Source organism: Magnetospirillum sp. XM-1 (assembly GCF_001511835.1).
Classification (GTDB): domain Bacteria; phylum Pseudomonadota; class Alphaproteobacteria; order Rhodospirillales; family Magnetospirillaceae; genus Phaeospirillum.
In genome coordinates, this window is the sequence record NZ_LN997848.1 from 4,403,181 (window position 1) to 4,422,463 (window position 19,283).

General features: G+C 67.3%; 18 protein-coding genes. 13 read left to right on the top strand and 5 right to left on the bottom strand.

Going from position 1 to position 19,283, the window contains the following annotated elements; all coding sequences use genetic code 11:
* Window positions 1-235: 235 nt before the first annotated feature.
* The 4 genes from flgH to flgF are packed head-to-tail and all read right to left on the bottom strand — an operon-like array spanning window position 236 to window position 3,589.
* Window positions 236-1,027, bottom strand: a complete 792-nt coding sequence (flgH, locus tag XM1_RS20145; RefSeq protein ID WP_068436638.1) for a flagellar basal body L-ring protein FlgH — start codon at window positions 1,025-1,027, stop codon at window positions 236-238.
* 22 nt (window positions 1,028-1,049) lie between these two features.
* Window positions 1,050-2,024 carry a flagellar basal body P-ring formation chaperone FlgA gene (gene flgA, locus XM1_RS20150; protein ID WP_068436640.1) on the bottom strand — a complete coding sequence of 325 codons (975 nt, stop codon included), beginning with the start codon at window positions 2,022-2,024 and terminating at the stop codon, window positions 1,050-1,052.
* 10 nt (window positions 2,025-2,034) lie between these two features.
* On the bottom strand, window positions 2,035-2,820 hold the full coding sequence (gene flgG, locus XM1_RS20155) for a flagellar basal-body rod protein FlgG (RefSeq protein ID WP_068436643.1): 786 nt from the start codon (window positions 2,818-2,820) through the stop codon (window positions 2,035-2,037).
* Between the two features lie 28 nt (window positions 2,821-2,848).
* Entirely contained in the window at window positions 2,849-3,589 is a 741-nt protein-coding gene (gene flgF / locus XM1_RS20160) for a flagellar basal-body rod protein FlgF (protein WP_068436645.1), read from the bottom strand.
* A gap of 313 nt (window positions 3,590-3,902) precedes the next feature.
* On the opposite strand from flgF, the gene XM1_RS20165 reads away from it, so the two are divergent.
* From XM1_RS20165 to ilvC, 13 genes are all read left to right on the top strand, one after another.
* Window positions 3,903-4,448: a flagellar basal body-associated FliL family protein gene (locus XM1_RS20165; protein WP_068436646.1), complete on the top strand. Its 546-nt coding sequence runs from the start codon at window positions 3,903-3,905 to the stop codon at window positions 4,446-4,448.
* A 22-nt stretch (window positions 4,449-4,470) separates the two neighbouring features.
* A complete protein-coding gene (gene fliM, locus XM1_RS20170; protein ID WP_068436647.1) occupies window positions 4,471-5,655 on the top strand; it encodes a flagellar motor switch protein FliM in 1,185 nt (394 codons plus the stop codon).
* 5 nt (window positions 5,656-5,660) lie between these two features.
* The gene (locus tag XM1_RS20175; protein WP_231920603.1) at window positions 5,661-6,197 is read left to right on the top strand and encodes a DUF6468 domain-containing protein; all 537 of its coding nucleotides are present in this window, start codon (window positions 5,661-5,663) and stop codon (window positions 6,195-6,197) included.
* A 9-nt stretch (window positions 6,198-6,206) separates the two neighbouring features.
* On the top strand, window positions 6,207-6,980 hold the full coding sequence (locus tag XM1_RS20180; protein WP_068436651.1) for a MotE family protein: 774 nt from the start codon (window positions 6,207-6,209) through the stop codon (window positions 6,978-6,980).
* A 121-nt stretch (window positions 6,981-7,101) separates the two neighbouring features.
* Window positions 7,102-7,488, top strand: a complete 387-nt coding sequence (locus tag XM1_RS20185; RefSeq protein WP_068436653.1) for a response regulator — start codon at window positions 7,102-7,104, stop codon at window positions 7,486-7,488.
* A 62-nt stretch (window positions 7,489-7,550) separates the two neighbouring features.
* Window positions 7,551-8,150, top strand: coding sequence for a protein phosphatase CheZ (locus XM1_RS20190; protein WP_369816016.1), 600 nt, complete (start codon window positions 7,551-7,553; stop codon window positions 8,148-8,150).
* A gap of 6 nt (window positions 8,151-8,156) precedes the next feature.
* Window positions 8,157-11,711, top strand: a complete 3,555-nt coding sequence (locus XM1_RS20195) for a tetratricopeptide repeat protein (RefSeq protein ID WP_156428806.1) — start codon at window positions 8,157-8,159, stop codon at window positions 11,709-11,711.
* A 14-nt stretch (window positions 11,712-11,725) separates the two neighbouring features.
* Window positions 11,726-12,349, top strand: coding sequence for a hypothetical protein (locus tag XM1_RS20200; protein ID WP_068436659.1), 624 nt, complete (start codon window positions 11,726-11,728; stop codon window positions 12,347-12,349).
* 9 nt (window positions 12,350-12,358) lie between these two features.
* Window positions 12,359-13,486, top strand: a complete 1,128-nt coding sequence (locus XM1_RS20205) for an NnrS family protein (protein WP_068436661.1) — start codon at window positions 12,359-12,361, stop codon at window positions 13,484-13,486.
* Entirely contained in the window at window positions 13,483-14,427 is a 945-nt protein-coding gene (gene miaA, locus XM1_RS20210; protein WP_068438083.1) for a tRNA (adenosine(37)-N6)-dimethylallyltransferase MiaA, read from the top strand. The genes XM1_RS20205 and miaA overlap by 4 nt, the downstream gene beginning before the upstream one ends.
* Before the next feature lie 125 nt (window positions 14,428-14,552).
* Window positions 14,553-16,319 (top strand): acetolactate synthase 3 large subunit, encoded by a 1,767-nt coding sequence (locus tag XM1_RS20215; RefSeq protein WP_068436663.1) that lies wholly within the window; start codon window positions 14,553-14,555, stop codon window positions 16,317-16,319.
* 13 nt (window positions 16,320-16,332) lie between these two features.
* Entirely contained in the window at window positions 16,333-16,848 is a 516-nt protein-coding gene (gene ilvN, locus XM1_RS20220) for an acetolactate synthase small subunit (protein WP_068436665.1), read from the top strand.
* 54 nt (window positions 16,849-16,902) lie between these two features.
* Complete coding sequence (gene ilvC, locus XM1_RS20225; RefSeq protein WP_068436666.1) at window positions 16,903-17,922, top strand: ketol-acid reductoisomerase; 1,020 nt, start codon at window positions 16,903-16,905, stop codon at window positions 17,920-17,922.
* A gap of 66 nt (window positions 17,923-17,988) precedes the next feature.
* On the opposite strand, the gene XM1_RS20230 is transcribed toward ilvC, so the two are convergent.
* A complete protein-coding gene (locus XM1_RS20230; RefSeq protein ID WP_068436667.1) occupies window positions 17,989-19,239 on the bottom strand; it encodes a hypothetical protein in 1,251 nt (416 codons plus the stop codon).
* Between the last annotated feature and the right edge of the window lie 44 nt (window positions 19,240-19,283).

Consider the following 19,283-nt stretch of genomic DNA (forward strand, 5'->3'; position numbering starts at 1 on the left):
GGGGCGGGCCCGGTCGGACCCGCCCCTTTTTCTTTCTATCCCTCCGGTCCGCGTCATGGCCGGGCTTGACCCGGCCATCCACGTCTTCCCGGCGACACAATGCCGGACGGCAGGGCGTGGATGCGCGGGTCGAGCCCGCGCATGACGAAGGAAAATCCGTGTTGCCCACCCGGCAAAAAATGCCGAACGGCCCGCCGGAGGTCTCTCCGGCGGGCCGCCTTGGGGCGTCGTCCGATCAGAACGGGAAGATGATGTCGAAGATCTGCTGGCCGTAGCGCGGCTGGGTCAGGTCGCTGACCATGCCCCGGCCGCCGTAATAGACGCGGGCCTCGGCGATCTTTTCCGAGCTGACCGAGTTGGACGAGCTGATGTCCTCGGGGCGGATGATGCCCTGGATGGACAGTTCGCGCATTTCGTAGTTCACCCGGAATTCCTGGCGGCCCGAAATCACCAGATTGCCGTTGGGCAGCACCTGGGTGATCACGGCGGCCATGCTCATGGTGATGCTTTCCGTCCGGGTGGTGTTGCCCGAATTGCTCACCGCCGAGGTGGAGGAAAGATCGGCCAGGCTGGCCAGATTGATGTTGGGCAGGATCTTCTGCAGCTGGGTTTCAAAGCCCATGGCCGAGATGTTGGAGCCCGTGGTGCCCGAACCGGCCTTTTCCGAACCGGTGCGCGAGTTGGTCAGCCCGGTGGTGAGCGTCGCGCTGTCGGCGATGGACACCGCCACGGTCAGGATGTCGCCCACGTCCTTGGCGCGCTGGTCCTTGAAGAAGGCCCGGGCGCCGGGACGCCACAGGGAATTGGCGTTCTGCGGCGGGGCCGACGGCTGGGGCATGGGCATGCTCACCGGCTGGTAGCCCGCCTTCTGGGTCGGATTCTGGATGGGCGAGCTTTGCGGGCCGGAGCCCACTTCCGACATGCGGGTCAGGAAGTTGCAGGCCGACAGTTCCGACAGGGCGACCACGAGAGCCAGGGTGCGCAGGGCCTTGCGGCCTTTGATCCGGGGGGAAGAGGCGTTGGACATGATCTATCTCTCCGAATTCGGCTCAGTTCTGGGCCAGGCTGCGCAGGCCGCCGGGCATCACCGACACCTGGCCGGGGCCTTCAACCTTGGCGTCGACGGTCTGCTTGCTCTGGACATTGGTGACGCGGATGACGTCGCCGACGCTGCCGTCCTCGGCGGCGCGGCCCTGGGCGGTCAGCGTCATGAACTTGGATCGCAGCATGATGGTCACCGAGCTGTTCTTGCCCACCACCACCGGCTTTTGCACCTCGGCGGTGCGGATCGGCGCGCCGGCGCGCAGCTGGTAGCGCGGCTCCTGGCCGATCAGCAGGCGGGGATTGGTGACGACGTCGCGCCGCACCACTTCCTCGCGCACGTCCAGCCACTGGATGTCGGCCTCGCTGATCACCTCGCCGCGCCCCATGGCATGGGCCAGGACGGGAATGCGGGCCGAGGCGAAGACGTTGCCCATCACCTTGAAGCGGACGGAATTGGGCGCGCCGGCCGGGGATTCGAGCACCGCCTGGAAGCGGTTCATGCGCGGATCGTAGGCCAGGTCCTTGACCGCCACGGTGGGGGTGGCGGTGGCGGGAATGACGATGTGCAGCTGCTGGCGGTTGCTGATCTCGACGCTGGCGTTCCTGGGCGCGCCTTCGAGCGCCAGGGCCTCGCGCAGCTCGGTCTCGATGGTGCGGATGTCGACGCTTTGGCCGGCGCGCTCGGCCACCGCCCGCTCGAAGGGCGAGGACGGGCGCCAGTCGATGCCGTAGGACTGGGCGACGGCCGCCAGCCAGCGGGTCTCGAGCGTGATCCGCTTGCCCGGCGCCGGCGCGTTGGCCAGCGGGGTCGAGGCCTTGTCGCCGATATTGTCCCAGATGTCGCCCAGCGTGATGGCGTCGCCCGACAGGACGATGGAGGTCTTCAGCTGGGGCGGCAGTTCGGCGGCCCGGCCGGTCCCGAAGGCGGCGGCCAGGGTCAGACCGGCGATGGTGGCGCGAAGGCAGAGGCGGCGGATCATGATGGCCTCACTACTTCATCTGGTTGATGGTCGAGAGCATCTCGTCGGAGGCCTGGATGACCTTCGAGTTCATTTCGTAGGCGCGCTGGGCGCCGATCAGATTGGTCACCTCGGCCACCACGTTGACGTTGGAGGTCTCGAGGAAGCCCTGCAGGATGGTGCCGAAGCCGGGCTTGCCCGGGGTCTGCACCACCGGCTGGCCCGAGGCCGGGGTTTCCATGAACAGGTTGTTGCCGCGCGCTTCCAGGCCGGCGTCGTTGGCGAAGGTGGCGAGCGTCAGCTGGCCCTTGATCTGGCTCTGGACCTGGCCGTCCTGCTTGACGATCACCTGGCCGGTGGAATCGATGGTGACGCCCACCGCGTCCGAGGGGATGGTGACCTGCGGGATCACCTGATAGCCCTCGTGGGTGACGATGGTGCCTTCCGGCGACAGCTGGAACGAGCCGTCGCGGGTATAGGCGGTCTCGCCCGAGGGCAGCTTGATCTGGAAGTAGCCCTTGCCCTGGATGGCCATGTCCAGCGTGTTGTCGGTGCTCTGGACACTGCCCTGCTCGGTGATGCGGTAGACGGCGGTGGTCTTCACGCCCAGGCCCAGCTGCACGCCGGTCGGCACGATGGTGCCGGTGTCCGACGACTGCGAGCCCACGCGGCGCAGGTTCTGGTAGAGCAGATCCGCGAACTCGGGACGCCGCCTGGTGTAGGCGGTGGTGTTCATGTTCGCGATGTTGTTGGAGATCACTTCGACGTTGGTCTGCTGGGCCAGCATGCCGGTCGCGGCGATGTTCAGGGAGCGCATGGCGTGAGTTCCTTACTCGTTGAACCGGTCAGTTGGTCTTGGGGGCGCCCAGGGTCTGGATCGCCTTGAGCTGACGCTCGTGCTCGGCGTCCAGCATCTTCTGCACGCCTTGGTATTCGCGCAGGATCTGGGTCATGCGGGTCATTTCCATCACGGGCTGGATGTTGGATTCTTCCATCATGCCCTGGGCCACGTGGGGGGTCTGGACCACTTCCGGGTCCTGGGAGGTCTCGTAGAGCGAGTCGCCCGCCTTGCGCAGCTGCTGGTCGTTGTCGAACTTGACCACCTTGAGGCGGGCCACCCGGCCGTTCTCGGTCGAGATGGTGCCGTCGGCGGAAACCTCGACCTGGGTCTCGTTGGGGGCGAAGATGATCGGCTGGTCGCGGTCGTCCATCACCGCGTAACCCTGGGTGTTGACCAGCATGCCGGACTGGTCCAGGCGGAAATGGCCGTTGCGGGCGTAGCGCATGCCGGCCTCGGTCTCGATCTGGAAGTAGCCGTCGCCGTGCAGGGCGAAATCCAGGGGATTGTCGGTCTTGGTCAGCGGGCCCTCGCGGGTGTCGCGCAGCACGCCGACGTCCTGGACGAAGGCCAGCTTGTTGCCCACCGCACGCTCGGACGAGCGGGTGGGAACCAGATACTCGCGGAACATCATCTGCTCGCCCTTGAAGGCGGGCGTGTTGGCGTTCGCCATGTTGTTGGCGACCACTTCCATCTGGCGCCACAGGGCGGCCTGACGGGAAAGTGCGATGTAGGATGTGTTCTGCATGGTTCGATCCTGGGTGGCAATTGCTTGCGCCGCCTTCCTTGCAGACAGCGTGCCAATTTCAGGAATCACGCATTTCCGCCATTTTTCCCGCCTCCCCCTCCCGTCGGGGCAGGGCTTGCCGGGCAGTTATTGCCGCCTCCCCCCGGCATTGCTATCGTGGCCGCGTGGTGGGGGAAGAGCGTGCGGAAACGATCGGGTCGAATCCCTATCTTTTGCGCCGGCTCAACCTTCTGTTAACCGCAAGGGTCTAGTTTCTAAGGTGCGCACGTGTGGCCCCGGTGGGCCCGCGCGCCCCGAGCGGCGGAAGAGGGCCATGGCCGAAGATCTGGAAGAAGATTTCGAGGAAGGCGAAGGTTCGGAAGAGGTATCCGAGTCACCGTCCAAAAAGCTGCCGATCAAGAAGATCCTGATCATCGTGCTGCCCATCCTGCTGTTGGGCGGCGCCGGTGCGGGCGTCTATTTCTCGGGGCTGCTCGACAAGCTCTTGGGCAAGAAGGACGACCATGCGGCCCCCGAGGCCGCCGCCCCCCCGCCGCCCCCTAAGGCGGTGCAGGCGGCGTCGTTCATGGATCTGCCCGAGATGCTGGTCAACCTCCAGACCACCGGGCGCAAGCAGGCCTTCTTGAAGCTGCGCGTCGCGCTCGAGCTGGAGGCGGTCACCGACCAGCCCCGCGTCGAGCAGATGCTGCCGCGCATCATCGACAATTTCCAAATTTACCTGCGCGAGCTGCGGGTCGAGGACCTGCAGGGCGCCTCCGGCATGCATCTCCTGCGCGAGGAGCTGCTGACCCGCGTCAACGCCGCGGTCAAGCCGGTCAAGGTCAACGACGTCTTGTTCAAGGAAATGCTGGTCCAGTAGTGGGCCGGCGGGAAAGGCCGACATGGCGATGAACGACGACGGTGGAACCACCCGCGGGGCCGAGGACGAAGAGGCCCTGATGAAGGAATGGGCCGCCATGGCCGGCGACGACAACGGCGGCGGCGGCGGTGGCGGCGGTGACGCCGGCGGCGGTGGCGGCGACGGCGGCGACATGGCCGCCGAATGGGAAGCCATGCTCGGCGCCGGCGACAGCACCGGCGAGACCCAGGCGGCGGTGGCCAAGGACGCCACCCGCGTTCTGAACCAGGACGAAATCGATTCGCTGCTGGGCTTCGACGACGACATCGGCGGAGCGGGCGACAAGTCGGGCATCCAGGCCATCCTCAATTCCGCCCTGGTGTCGTACGAACGCCTTCCCATGCTGGAAGTGGTGTTCGACCGCCTGGTCCGCATGATGTCCACCTCCATGCGCAATTTCACGTCGGACAACGTGGAAGTCTCGCTGGACAACATTTTGTCGCTGCGTTTCGGCGACTACCTGAACTCCATTCCGCTGCCCGCCATGCTGGCGGTGTTCAAGGCCGAGGAATGGGACAATTTCGGCCTGCTGACCGTCGATTCGTCGCTGATCTACTCCATCGTCGACGTGCTGCTGGGCGGCCGGCGCGGCACCGCGGCCATGCGCATCGAGGGCCGCCCCTACACCACCATCGAACGCAACCTGGTCGAGCGCATGGTCCACGTGGTGCTGTCCGACCTGTCGGCGGCCTTCGATCCGCTGTCGCCCGTCACCTTCCGCTTCGACCGCCTGGAAACCAACCCGCGCTTCGCCACCATCTCGCGCCCCAGCAACGCCGCCATCGTCGCCAAGCTGCGCATCGACATGGAAGACCGCGGCGGCCGCCTTGAACTGCTGCTGCCCTACGCCACCCTGGAACCCGTCCGCGAGCTGCTGCTGCAGATGTTCATGGGTGAAAAGTTCGGCCGCGACTCCATCTGGGAAACCCACTTGGCCGAAGAGCTGTGGCTGACCGAGGTGGAACTGGAGGCGGTCCTCGACGAGCAGGTGATGAACCTGCGCGAGGTCCTGAACTGGAAGCCCGGCTCGAAATTCATGCTGAACGCCACCGCCGATTCGCCCATCGACATGCGCTGCGGCGAGGTGGCCATGTTCCGCGGCCGCATGGGGCGCAAGGGCCAGCACATCGCCATTCAGGTGGATGAATCCACCATCAAGTCCGGGTGATCGCCGTGGATTGGAAAGTCGTCCTCGACCTCGTGGTTTCCGTGCTGCTGATCGCCACCATCGGCTATGCCTGGATGCTGAATCAGCGCCTGTCCAGCTTGCGCAAGAACCGCGACGACCTGGCCAAGACCATCGCCGCCTTTAACGAGGCGACGCTGCGCGCCGAATCCTCCATCCCCAAGCTCCGGAAGGCCGCCGAGGAATCCGGCCAGACCCTGCAGGAGCGGGTGGAGAAGGCGCAATCGCTGCGTGACGACCTGGCCTTCATGATCGAGCGCGCCGACACCATGGCCAACCGCCTGGAGAACGCCGTGCGCGGAGCCCGCGCCGACGGGGCCAAGGCCGCGCCCGAACCCCGCGCCATGGGAGCGGGTGGGGGCGCCCAGATCGGCACCGCGTCCACGCCCACCATGCCGCCGCCCCGCATGGCCGGCAACCGGGCCGCCGCCATCGCCGCCGCCGCCGCCGCCTCGGAAGGCGACAGCGACGACCGTTCCGAAGCCGAGCGCGAGCTGCTGCGCGCGCTCCAGTCCATGCGGTAGGGGCGCATCATGGCCGCCAAGACCCGCAAGCCCACGCCCGGCCCCATCAGGGTGCAGCCACCCGGCCCGTCCCGGACGGCCAAGGCCGCGAAGCCCGAGGCCAAGGCCCCCATCGTCCGGGTGCTGCCCGTGCTGATCTTCGCCGGCGTGCTGATGCTGTCGCTTCGGGTCGGCGACATCTTCAAGGGCATTCTTGGCATCGAATCCTTCTCGGTGGCCGAACTGCAGGCGCAGCAGCCTCCCAAGGCCGCGCCTCCGGCCACCCCCGCCACCCCGGCCCAGCCGCAGCCCGCCGCCGCCACGCCGGCCCAGGCGCCCGCCGCCACCCCGACCAGCACCGATCCCGGCGCCGGCATGAGCCAGACCGAACTGGACGTGCTGCAAAAGCTGCAGGAGCGGCGCGGCACGCTGGACGTGCGCGAGAAGGACATCGAAAAGCGCGAGGCCCTGCTCAAGGCCGCCGAGGATCAGATCGACCGCAAGGTCGCCGAGATGAAGACGCTGCAGAACACCATCGAAGGGTTGCTGCGTCAATACAACGACCAGGAAGACAACAAGATGCGCTCCCTGGTCAAGATTTACGAAAATATGAAGCCGAAGGAAGCGGCGAAGATTTTCGAACAGCTGGATATGAATATCCTGCTGGAAGTGATAGAGCGCATGAAGGAACAACGTGTTGCTCCGATCATGGCTGAAATGGACCCGTCCAAGGCCAAGGCAGTTACTGCCGAATTGGCACAAAGACGCCAGATACCGATGCCAAGGGCGGCCTCGGGCGGGTGATTGTCGGGGGATTGCATAAAAAATGACTTGCGCAAGTGCGGTCCCCCATCTTAACTAGGAAAATTCGTAGGTTACCGGTTTTTTCGGTTTCTGGCGGCTAGTGTCTCGAAGGAGCGGATGGATGGCTGTCGATAAGAATATGAACGTCCTCATCGTCGATGATTACAAGACGATGTTGCGAATCATCAGAAACCTGCTGAAGCAGCTGGGTTTCAACAACGTTGATGAGGCCACTGATGGCGCCATGGCGTTGCAGATGCTTCGCGTGGGCAATTACGGTCTGGTGATTTCCGACTGGAACATGGAACCCATGACCGGCCTGCAGTTGCTGCGCGAGGTGCGCGCCGATGCCAAGCTGAAGCCGATCCCCTTCATCATGGTGACCGCCGAGTCCAAGTCGGAGAACGTCATCGCCGCCAAGGAAGCGGGCGTGTCCAACTACATCGTCAAGCCCTTCAACGCCGAAACGTTGAAGACCAAGATGGTGAGCGTGCTGGGCGAATTCTGACGACCTTGGGGGGTTCTGCAGCCATGTCGGCGAAGGGCGTTGACCGCGATTTAGAGCTTCGCTTGGACGCCATTCGGGCCGAGCATGGCGAGACCATCCATGTCGACCAGATCGGGGAAGTGGTTCGGGCGATGCTCGAAACCATGACGGGGGATATCGGCGCCGGGGATTTGCGGCTCTATCGCGAGCTGGAATCCCTGGCCAGTTACATCCATGCCGCCAAGGAAGAGATCGCCGCGCTTCGGCCCGGCGAGATCAAGAACGAGTTCATCGCCTCGGCGACCGACGAGCTTGACGCCATCGTCGGCGCCACCGAGGCCGCGACCAACGAGATCATGGACGCGGCCGAAAGCCTGGGCTCGCTCTCTCCCATGCTCGACCAGGAGGTGGCCAACCGCCTGGACGAGATCACCACCCGCATCTTCGAGGCCTGTACGTTCCAGGACATCACCGGACAGCGCATCACCAAGGTGGTCAAGGCGCTGAAGGAAATCGAAGACCGGGTGGAAAGCCTGGTCAAGATGTTCGGCGGCACCTATGACGACGGTTCCCAGAAGGAATCCAAGCCGCTGACCGACCAGGACCTCCTCAACGGCCCGCAGCTGCCCGGCAACGCGACCAACCAGGCCGAAATCGACGCGCTGCTGGCAAGTTTCGACTAGCCTTCCATGAAGGCTGCCGAGCAAGCCCCAACCGGACGGCCAGAGAAAGCGCCCGCGAGCGCGAGCGATTCCCGCTGTCTGATCCCCGGCCTGCTCGCCTCGCTTGTCGTCCTGCTCTCGCTCATCCTCGGCCCGGTCTTCCCCGCTTTGGCGCAAAGCTCGCCGCGCGCCGCCGAGCACGACGGCTTCGGCCGCATGGTGTTCGACTGGGACGCCCCGGTGAAATTCTCGGCCGAGACGGTCAACAGCCAGCTGATCGTCCGCTTCGACCGGCCCATCGCCGGCGACCCCAAGGTGGTGTTGAAGCCGCTGGCCCGCTATCTCAAGGGCGTCACCCTGTCGCCCGACCGCAGGATGGTCACCTTTCCGCTGGCCGTGCCGGTCCAGGTGAAGAGCTTCCAGACCGGGACCAATTCCGTGGTGGTCGACCTGTCCGAGGACAAGAAGCCCGCCTCGTCCTCGGCCCCGCCGCCGCCGCCGGAACAGGCCATTCCCCCGGCCGAAATTCCCGCCGGCCTGCCGCCCGCCGAGTTGCCGCCCGGCCAGAAGGCCCCCGCCAAGGCCCCGGAAACCGCCAAGCCCGCCGAACCGGTCAAGGCCGCCGAGCCCGCCAAGCCGGCCCCGGCCGCACCCGCCCAGCCCCAGGGCCCGGCCACCGACCTGATGGTCAGGGGCGGCGAGCATACCGGCTTCAACCGGCTGGTCTTCGACTGGCCCAAGCCGGTCGGCTATTCCGTCGACGAGGCCGGGGCCACGGTCTCCATCAATTTCGACCGCCCGGCCAACGTCAACGTCACCTCGCTGAAGGCGTCGCTGCCGCCCGACGTGGGCTTCCTCGAGGCCAAGCCCAACGGCAAGGGCACCTCGGTGGTCCTGTCGCTGCCCCCCGGCATGCGGGTCCGCCACTTCACCAGCGGTCCCCGCGTCGCCGTGGATCTGGTCCGCCCGGCCGGCGCGCCGCCGCCGCCGCGCGCCAACGGCGCCGCCGCCCCTCCCCTGGCGCCGGCGCCGGGCACCGAGGAACAGCCGCCGGCGTTGAAGCCCCTGGACGGACTTCCCCCGGCCGAGGCCGCCGCTCCGGCCAAGCCCCCCCCTTCGCCCCCGCCCAACGGCAACGGCAAGGCCGCCCCGGCCGCCGCCGCCGCCGCCGAGGGCGAAGCCGCCGCCCGCCCGGGCGAGGAGATCAAGCCGGTGCCCACCGGCAAGGTGGTCAGCCTGGGCTTCGCCTTCGACAAGCCGACCGGCGCCGCGGTGTTCCGCCGCTCGGGCTGGCTGTGGGCGGTGTTCGACCTCAAGACCGAGATGGACACCAAGCTCCTGAAGCGCACTGGCGGCGACGTGGTGCTGCACGTGGAGCAGGTTCAGGGCTTCAAGGGCACCGCCGTGCGCATGATCACCCGGCCGGGCTTCAATCCCTCGGTGCGCAAGGAGGGCCAGTTGTGGGTGCTGGACATCCATGAGCAGCCCATCGCCCCCAAGGCCGGCTTCGACGTCGCCACCCAGATGGATTTCCAGGAACGCGGCCGCGTGGTGATCAAGGCCACCGACGGGTCCCAGCCCATGATCCTTAAGGATCCGGAAGTGGGCGATTTCATCCACGTGGTCACGGTTCCCGCCATCGGCGCCGGCGTGCGCCAGGGACGGGAATATCCCGGCGCCGAATTGCTGCCCTCGGCCCAGGGCATCGCCATGATTCCCCGCGCCGACACCGTGCGCCTGGACGCCAACCGCGAGACGGTGGAGATCACCCAGCCGGGCGGCCTGTACCTGTCGCCCATGCTGGCCGCCGAAGGCCCCGGCGGCGGCAAGGTGGCCACCGACGGCAATATGGGCGCCGACGTGATGACCACCGGTCCGCTGGACATCTCCAAGTGGATGCGCGGCGGCAACGACAAGTTCGTGGACGACCACCGCAAGCTGATCAGCCGCCTGGCCCATGTGCGGCCCGACGAGAAGAACGCCCAGCGCATGGAGATCGCCCGCCACTACGTGGCTAACGGCTTCGGCGCCGAGGCGCTGGGCGAGCTGCGGGTGATGGCGGCGGTGGACCCCTTGATCGTCGACACGCCGCCCTACCGGGCGGTGCGCGGCGCCGCCAGCTTCCTGATGGGCCGCGACGCCGACGCCATCGTCGACCTGTCCACCCCGGCCCTGAAGGGCGACGCCAAGGTGCAGCTGTTCCTGGCCGCCGCCTCGGCCCGTTCGCTGCCCGACCCCAACAAGCACGCTTTGGTGCTGCGCCTGGCGCCCGAGGACATCAAGACCTGGCCGCGCAACCTGCGCATCGGCATCGGCGAGGTGGCGGCGCGCACCGTGGCCCAGGCCGGCGATTCCAAGGGAGCGGCGCGCATCGTCGATGCCATGATGGGCCCCGGCCTGTCCAAGCGCGACATCGGCAAGCTGGCCTATCTGTCGGGCATGGCCGCCCAGGCGGGCAAGCAGTGGGACACCGCCATCTCGCGCTACCGCGACGCCGAGGCCAGCGAAAGCCGCCCCGACCGCGCCTACGCCGCCCGCGACCGCGTCGAACTGATGCTGCGCCTGAACAAGATGACCCCGGCCGAGGCCATCCGCGACCTGGAGAAGCTGCGCTTCGCCTGGCGCGGCGAGGATTTCGAGTTCCAGTTGCTCAAGCGCCTGGGCCAGTTGCAGATCGCGGCGGGCCGCTACGGCGAAGGGCTGAGGTCCATGCACTCGCTGGTCGCCAATTATCCCGACCACCCGGAGATCGGCAAGGTCCAGGAGGAGATGAGCGACACCTTCAACCGGCTGTTCCTGATGGGCGAGGCCGACAAGCTGTCGCCCGTGACGGCCATCGGCCTGTATGACGAGTTCCAGGAGCTGACGCCCTCGGGCACCAAGGGCGACGAGATGATCCGCCGCCTGGCCGACCGCTTGGCCGGGGTCGACCTGCTGGAGCGGGCCGGCGAATTGCTGCGCCATCAGGTGGAGTTCCGCCTGTCGGGGCTGGACAAGGCGCGGGTGGGCACGAGGCTGGCCTTCCTCAACCTGTCCGACCGCAAGCCGGGACTGGCGCTCGAGGCGCTCGAGGCCAGCGAGGCGCCGGAGATTCCCACCGACCTCGCGGCGCGGCGGCGCTATATCCGGGTGCAGGCGCTGACCGACCTCGGCCGCTCCGCCGAGGCGCTGGCCCTGATCATCAACGACCAGAGCGAAGAGGCCAACCGCCTCAGAGGCGACATCAACTGGAAGCTCAAGCGCTGGCCCGAAGCCGCCGCCGCCCTGGAATCCACCATCGTCAAGCCCATCGGCAACCGTCCGCTCGACCCGGCCACGGCCCGGCGCCTGCTCGACACCGCCACCGCCATGACGCTGGCCAAGGACGAGCGCGGCCTGACCCGGCTGCGGCGCGGCTATGGCGCCCTGATGGCCCAGACCGAATGGAAGGAGGCCTTCGACCTGCTGACCAGCGAACCCGAACGCGGCATCATCGACTACCGCCGCCTGGGTGATAAGATCAAGCAGGCCCAGGACTTCCAGACCTTCATGGGCGAATGGCAGAAGCGGGTGAAGGCCCAGGGCCTGTCGTCCATCAATTAGCAAAGGGTACGATTATGGCGCGTGGCGGTTGGATCGGTGGCGCAGTAACTGCGCTTTTGCTGGCAGGCTGCTCGTCGGGCCTGCCGCCGGCCGCGAGCGTCGATCCCGCCCCGGTGCCGGGCGTGGCCCTGCCCTTCAACGCCCGCGTGATGATCTTCATGGGCGAGAACGACCTGAAGCGTAAGCTCAGCATCCAGATCACCCGCTACCAGTCGGAGGAGACCAAGGTCCTGGACGGCCGCAGGCTGGCGGAAACCGCCCAGACCCTGCTGACCAAGGGCTTCAGGCAGGTAGAGGTCAACGATCCGTCCATCCGTCCCCACATCGTGGTGCGTCTGATCGGCCGGCCGGCCTGGAGCAAGCAGGACGGCACCTTGAAGCTGGGCTGCGGCCTCGACGCCTGGACCGCCGACGGTGTCCCGCTGGGCAATTTCGTGGCGCGCTGGGATTCGCCCATGAAGGTCGATTACGACGCCGATCTGGGGCCGGGCTACGCCCAGTGCCTGAAGAAGCCGCTGGACGAATTGCTGTCCTCGCCCAATCTGGCCCGGCTGGCCGGCGCCGGATTCCGCGATCCCCACCCCAAGGCCGCCGAGGAGTGGATGCGCGGCCTGGGACCCATTCCCGCCTGGAAATAAGGGGACGTCATGACCGGGGCCGCCGCTCCCCTGCCCCGCTCGGGCCGCTTCCCCAAGGCGCACCGGCCGTTCTTCCTGGCCGCCAGTCTCTACGCCGCGCTTTCCGTGCCCCTGTGGGTGGCTGAATGGGCCGGATGGTTGCCCGGCTGCGGCGGCTGCGACCCCGTCGCCCGCCACGCCCACGAGATGCTGCTGGGCTTCGCGGCCGCCGTGCTGGGCGGCTATCTCTTCACCAAGGTCAGCCGCACCCGCCTGATCCTGGCCCTGGCCGCCTGGGCGGCCGCCCGCATCGGCGCCTGGACCGGGCTGGGCGGCGAGGCCGGGCTGATCGTGTCGCTGGCCTATCCCGCCCTGCTGTTCGCCTTCGGCGGCTGGCCCTTCCTCAAGGCCGCCAAGCTGGGCCACAACATGGTCTTCGCCCCGACCATCGCCGCCTTCGCATTGGCCGAGGCGCTGTATCAGGCCGGGCGCATGGGACTGATCGACGGCGGCGAGCGCCGCGGCGCGATGACCGCCTTCTGCCTGGTGGCGCTGATGATCCTGGTCATGGGCGGCCGCGTCATTCCCGCCGGCATGGCCGGGCTGGTACGCAAGGAGGAGGCGCGCGAGCTGTTCGACCGCAACCGGCCCTGGGCGGAATGGCTGTGCGTCATCGGCATGGGGGCCGAAGCCCTGGCCCAGTCCCTGGGGCTGGGCACGTTCGGGGCCATGGCCCTGGCCGGCGCCGCCGGGCTGTGGCGCCAGAGGTGCTGGCGGCCGATCCTCTCGCTGGGCGATTCCTCGCTGGGTCCCATCCAGGTGGGGCACTTCCTGCTCTGCGTCGGATTGATGGCCGCCGCCGCCTCGGACTGGCTGGGCATCGGCCCCGCCACCGACGCCCTGCATCTGGCCACCATCGGCGGCATGGGGCTGGTGACGGCGGCCATGATGCTGCGCATCGACGCCATCCGCGAGCGCCGCGTGGGCCAATGGCCGCGCGCCGCCATCGCTTGCGCCGTGCTGCTGGTGGGCGGCGCCGATTTGCGCGCCGCCGCCTCGCTGGCTCCCGATTTGCTGATCCCGGCCTCCATGGCGCTGTGGTCCCTGGCCTTCGGATTGGTGGCGTGGAGCATGGCGCGGGGTTGGACACGGTCGTGACCCTTCCCCCCCGCCCCGCCATCGTCATCGCCGGCCCCACCGCGTCCGGCAAGTCGGGCTTGGCGCTCGCCCTCGCCCGCGAGTTCGACGGCGTGGTGATCAACGCCGATTCCATGCAGGTCTACGACGCGCTTCCCCTGCTCACCGCCCGGCCGTCGGAGGAGGACTTGGGAGCGGCGCCGCACCGCCTCTACGGCGTGCTGGCGCCGTCCGATCTGTGCTCGGCGGCGCGCTGGGGCGGGTTGGCGGCGGCCGAGATGGAAGCCGCCTGGAACGCCGGCAAGCTGCCCATCCTGGCGGGGGGCACCGGGCTTTACCTGCGGGCGGTGATGGAAGGGCTGTCGCCCATTCCCGACATCCCCGAGGATGTCCGCGCGCAGGCCCGGGCAAGGCTGGCCGAGATGGGCAACGCCGCCTTCCACGCCCTGCTGGCCAGCCGCGACGCGGAGATGGCGGCACGCCTCGATCCCGGCAATTCCCAGCGCCTGGCGCGGGCCTGGGAGGTGCTGGAGGCGACGGGGCGCTCGCTGGCCCGATGGCAGGACGAGCCGCGCCAGGGCGGCGTCGATGCCCGCTGGTTCTCCCTGGTCCTCGATCCCGGACGCCCCCGCCTTTACGCCCAATGCGACTCCCGCTTTGCCGCCATGATGGCGGCGGGCGCGCTCGACGAGGTGCGCGCCTTCGAATCCCTGGGCCTTGCTCCCGATCTGCCCATCGCCAAGGCCCTGGGACGGCGCGAACTGGCCGCCCATCTGGCCGGCGAGATGGACCTGGAGGCGGCCGTCGCCGCCGCGCAACAGGCCACCCGCAACTATGCCAAGCGCCAGGGGACATGGTTCCGCCATCAGATGATGGCGTCCGAGGTCATCGTCGAGCAATTTTCGGAAAGTTTAAAAGCCACAATCTTTCTGAAAATTCGCCAACACCTCTTGACCGCTTGAGGACATCGGTCTAGGTTGTGCCCCGCGCCGCAGTGCAGCAGCGCGCAATCCTGCCTTTTCGGCGGGCGACAACGACCCTCCGGCCGATCCGGCGGGCGACAACGACACAGAGACAAGGTGCTGAGATGGTGCATCACGATACGTTGACCGGAGCGGAAATCCTCCTCAAGGCCCTGGTCGATCAGGGCGTAGAGGTCATTTTCGGGTATCCCGGCGGCGCCGTATTGCCCATCTATGACGAGCTGTTCAAGCAGAACCGCCTGCGCCACGTCCTGGTCCGCCACGAGCAGGCCGCCGTTCACGCCGCCGAGGGCTATGCGCGCTCCACCGGCAAGGTCGGCTGCGTGCTGGTGACCTCGGGCCCCGGCGCCACCAACGCGGTGACCGGCCTGGCCGACGCGCTGTGCGATTCGGTGCCGCTGGTCTGCCTGACGGGCCAGGTGCCCACCCACCTGATCGGCAACGACGCCTTCCAGGAAGCCGACATCACCGGCATCACCCGGCCCTGCACCAAGCACAATTACCTGGTGAAGGACGTCAACGACCTGGCCAAGACCGTGCACGAGGCCTTCCACGTGGCCCGCTCGGGCCGCCCGGGCCCGGTGCTGGTCGACCTGCCCAAGGACGTGGTCCAGGCCAAGGGCGAGTACCAGACCCCGTCCAAGGTGAAGTCCAAGTACAAGCCCCAGGTCAAGGGCGACTTGAAGGCCATCGAGAAGGCCGTCGAGATGATCGCCCACGCCAAGCGGCCGATCTTCTACGTGGGCGGCGGCGTGGTGAATTCCGGCCCGGCGGCCTGTCAGTTGCTGACCCAGTTCGTGCGCATGACCGGCTATCCCTGCACCCTGACCCTGATGGGCCTGGGCGCCTTCCCGGGCTCGGACCCGCTGTTCCTGGGCATGCTGGGCATGCACGGCACGGTCGAGGCCAACATGGCCATGCACGATTGCGACCTGATGATCAACATCGGCGCCCGCTTCGACGACCGCGTCACCGGCAAGCTGGACGGTTTCTCGCCGAAGTCCAAGAAGATCCACGTGGACATCGACCCCAGCTCCATCAACAAGAACGTGGCGGTCGACCTGCCTATCGTCGGCGATTGCGCCCACATCCTCGAAGACATGATCAAGGTGTGGAAGGCCAAGCAGGCCCGGGTCGACGAGAAGGCGCTGAAGGCCTGGTGGGCCAAGATCGACCAGTGGCGGGGCACCGACTGCCTGTCCTTCGAGAACTCCAACAAGATCATCAAGCCGCAATACGCCATCCAGCGTCTGTACGAGATGACCCGTCACCGCAATCCCTACTTCTGCACCGAGGTGGGGCAGCATCAGATGTGGGCGGCGCAGCACCTGCGCTTCGACCTGCCGCTGCACTGGCTGACCTCGGGCGGGCTGGGCACCATGGGCTACGGCCTGCCCAGCGCCATGGGCGTGCAGATGGCCCACCCCGACGCGCTGGTCATCAACATCGCGGGCGAAGCCTCGATCCAGATGAACATCCAGGAGATGGCCACCCTGGTGCAGCATCGCCTGCCGGTGAAGATCGTCATCCTCAACAACCAGTATCTCGGCATGGTCCGCCAGTGGCAGGAACTGATCCACGGCGGCCGCTATTCCGAGAGCCACATGATCCACCATCCCGATTTCGTCAAGCTGGCCGAGGCGTTCGGCGCCGTGGGCCTGCGCGCCGAGAAGCCTTCCGAGGTGGATGGCGCCATCAAGGAAATGATCGCCGTCGACCGTCCCGTGATCCTGGAACTCAGGACCGACGCGTCCGAGAACGTGTTCCCGATGATCATGCCCGGCATGGCCCACAACGAGATGGTGCTGGGGCCGGAGGACAAGGGCCGCGACAAGCCGGGCTCGGAACAAGACGGCATGGTTCTGGTGTAAGGGGGATTTTGACGTGAGCATCGTTCAGCAAGAAGTCAACCGTCACACCGTCGCCGTCCTGGTGGACAACGAATCCGGCGTGCTGGCCCGGGTCATCGGTCTGTTTTCGGGCCGTGGCTACAACATCGAAAGCCTGACCGTGGCCGAGGTGGACGCCGCCCAGAAGCTGTCGCGCATCACCATCGTGACGAGCGGCACCGCCATGATCATCGAGCAGATCAAGAACCAGCTGCGCCGCCTGGTGCCGGTGCACAAGGTCCACGATCTGACCATCGAAGGCCCGCATGTCAGCCGCGAACTGGCCCTGATCAAGGTGGTCGCCACCGGCGAGAAGCGGGTGGAATCCTTGCGCATCGCCGACATCTTCCGGGCGCGCGCCATCGATTCCACCAACGAAAGCTTCGTCTTCGAGGTGGTGGGCGCCACCGAGAAGGTGGACGCCTTCATCAAGCTGATGGAACCCCTGGGGCTGACGGATGTTTCGCGCACCGGCGTCGTCGCCATTGCACGCGGGCCGAATCCGATTTAGAAAGCCCGCCAGAATTTTGCGCGGAGGCCTCTCCGCCTTTCGAAAGGAAGCAACATGCGCGTTTATTATGATCGTGACGCCGACGTCAATCTGATCAAGGGCAAGAAGGTCGTGGTGGTGGGCTACGGCTCCCAGGGCCATGCCCATGCGCTGAACCTGCGCGACTCGGGCGTCAAGGACGTGGCCGTGGCGCTGCGCGCCGGTTCCGCCACCGCCAAGAAGGCCGAGGGCGAGGGCCTCAAGGTCATGACCCCCGCCGACGCCGCCAAGTGGGGCGACGTGGTGATGATCCTCACCCCCGACGAGCTGCAGGCCGACCTGTACTATCAGGACCTGGCCGGCAACATGAAGCAGGGCGCCGCCCTGGTGTTCGCCCACGGCCTGAACATCCACTTCAAGCTGATCGAGGCCCGTGCCGATCTCGACGTGTTCATGGTCGCCCCCAAGGGCCCCGGCCACACCGTGCGCGGCGAATACGTCAAGGGCGGCGGCGTGCCCTGCCTGGTGGCGGTGGCCCAGAACGCCTCGGGCAACGCGCTGGAAATCGCGCTCTCCTACGCTTCCGCCATCGGCGGCGGCCGTTCGGGCATCATCGAGACCAGCTTCCGCGAAGAGTGCGAGACCGACCTGTTCGGCGAGCAGGTCGTGCTGTGCGGCGGCCTGACCAAGCTGATCCAGTACGGCTTCGAGACCCTGGTGGAAGCCGGCTACGCCCCCGAGATGGCCTATTTCGAGTGCCTGCACGAGGTGAAGCTGATCGTCGACCTCATCTACGAGGGCGGCATCGCCAACATGCGCTACTCCATCTCCAACACCGCTGAGTACGGCGACTACGTCACCGGCCCGCGCATCATCACCGAAGAGACCAAGGCCGAGATGAAGCGCGTCCTGGAAGACATCCAGGCCGGCCGCTTCGTCCGCGACTGGATGCTGGAATGCAAGGCCGGCCAGCCGTCCTTCAAGGCGACGCGGCGCATCCAGGCCGAACACGGCATCGAGGTCGTCGGCGAGAAGCTGCGCGCCATGATGCCCTGGATCGCCAAGAACAAGCTGGTGGACAAGGCCAAGAACTAAGTTCGGCCCCATCCCAAGCGTTCGGGAAGGCCCCGGCGGGAAACCGCCGGGGCTTTTTCTTTGCCCCTACTTCGCAAAGCGTCCGAACAGCTCCTCCATGAAGGCGGCGAAGGCGGCGGGTGAGGCATCGGCGTCCAGGCCGGCGGCCTTGGCCCTTCCGATCAGGGCCAGGATCAGCACCAGCTCGCTCTTGCGGCCGAACATCTTCTCGTAGACGGCGGGGGGAAGCAGCAGGGCGGTTTTGGCCAGCATGGCGGTCATCTGTTCCGGCGGCAGGCCGAAATCCACCGCCAGACGGCGCACGGTGCCCGACCCGGTCTGGGCGAGCGAACGGGCGGCGCGGCGCAGTTCCTCGCGGCTGGGCTGACCCAGCGCCGCCTTCAGCTCCGGCGTGGTCAGCAGGGGCACCACCGTCTCCATGCGGATCAGGCGGCCGTCGTCGGACAGCACCTGAGAGAGCCGCGAGCGACCGTCGCCGGCCAGCCCGGCGCCGGGCAGGGCGGCGGCGCCCTGCACCGGCTCGGCAGGCGGCGCAACGGGGGCGACGGCTTCGGCCACCGGCTCCACCGGCGCCTTGGCCGCCGGGACGGGCATGGGGGTGACGTGGATCGGCTCGACCATCCACTCGGTGGGCGTCTGGCGCTGGTCGGCGCCGCCGTCCAGCCAGGCGGCCAGTTCGGCCGCGTCGCGGAAGTCCAGGATGCGCGAGCCCAGCGCGCGTACTTCCGGCGGCGTCATGCGGGCGTATTGCGGAATGATCGGCACCTGCCAGTCGTGCAGCAGGTAGCGGCGGATGGCGTCGTAGAGCTGGTCGCCGGCCGAGCGTCCGCGACGCGTCCCCCGGCGTTCCTCGGCCTGGGCATTCATCCAGCCCAGCATGCCGCTCCACCCCACCCCTTCGGGCCGGCGCAGGCGTGCGGCGCGGCCGGGCGGGAAGCCGCCGTCCAGACGGGCGCGGAAGTGCCGCTTGGCGGCCGAGCGCACGATCATGGCGACGATCTGGTTGACGGTGCGGCCGCAAGCCAGCGGCGTGTTGTCGTTGTCCACCGGGCGGCTGCGGCGGTCCAGCAGCAGGGGGCGGAAATCGGTGCGGTGGGTGCGGAAGGCGACGAAGCAGCGGTACAGCAGGTCGCAATCGCGCAGCGCCGTTTCCAGTTCCCGTCCCCGCGGCACCCAGGCCAGGTCGGGGACCAGATCCACCAGCTTGGCCATCACCGGACCCGCCAGGGTCTGGTTGATGGCCTGGCGCGCCTTCTCGCCGGCGGCGGACTGAGGAGAAGCGGTACGCATCACGGTCAGGCTCCAACCTTCACTCATTCATCCATCCCGCATTCATCTTAGTGTTTTCGTCGGGTATGGAC

Bases quoted from the DNA above. Each gene is read 5' to 3' on its own strand.
- XM1_RS20215 (WP_068436663.1), top strand. From the start codon at position 14,553: ATGGTGCATCACGATACGTTGACCGGAGCGGAAATCCTCCTCAAGGCC.
- flgF (WP_068436645.1), bottom strand. From the start codon at position 3,589: ATGCAGAACACATCCTACATCGCACTTTCCCGTCAGGCCGCCCTGTGG.
- flgA (WP_068436640.1), bottom strand. From the start codon at position 2,024: ATGATCCGCCGCCTCTGCCTTCGCGCCACCATCGCCGGTCTGACCCTG.
- XM1_RS20195 (WP_156428806.1), top strand. From the start codon at position 8,157: ATGAAGGCTGCCGAGCAAGCCCCAACCGGACGGCCAGAGAAAGCGCCC.
- XM1_RS20165 (WP_068436646.1), top strand. From the start codon at position 3,903: ATGGCCGAAGATCTGGAAGAAGATTTCGAGGAAGGCGAAGGTTCGGAA.
- fliM (WP_068436647.1), top strand. From the start codon at position 4,471: ATGGCGATGAACGACGACGGTGGAACCACCCGCGGGGCCGAGGACGAA.
- ilvC (WP_068436666.1), top strand. From the start codon at position 16,903: ATGCGCGTTTATTATGATCGTGACGCCGACGTCAATCTGATCAAGGGC.
- XM1_RS20230 (WP_068436667.1), bottom strand. From the start codon at position 19,239: ATGAGTGAAGGTTGGAGCCTGACCGTGATGCGTACCGCTTCTCCTCAG.
- XM1_RS20180 (WP_068436651.1), top strand. From the start codon at position 6,207: ATGGCCGCCAAGACCCGCAAGCCCACGCCCGGCCCCATCAGGGTGCAG.
- flgG (WP_068436643.1), bottom strand. From the start codon at position 2,820: ATGCGCTCCCTGAACATCGCCGCGACCGGCATGCTGGCCCAGCAGACC.
- XM1_RS20205 (WP_068436661.1), top strand. From the start codon at position 12,359: ATGACCGGGGCCGCCGCTCCCCTGCCCCGCTCGGGCCGCTTCCCCAAG.
- XM1_RS20200 (WP_068436659.1), top strand. From the start codon at position 11,726: ATGGCGCGTGGCGGTTGGATCGGTGGCGCAGTAACTGCGCTTTTGCTG.
- flgH (WP_068436638.1), bottom strand. From the start codon at position 1,027: ATGTCCAACGCCTCTTCCCCCCGGATCAAAGGCCGCAAGGCCCTGCGC.
- XM1_RS20185 (WP_068436653.1), top strand. From the start codon at position 7,102: ATGGCTGTCGATAAGAATATGAACGTCCTCATCGTCGATGATTACAAG.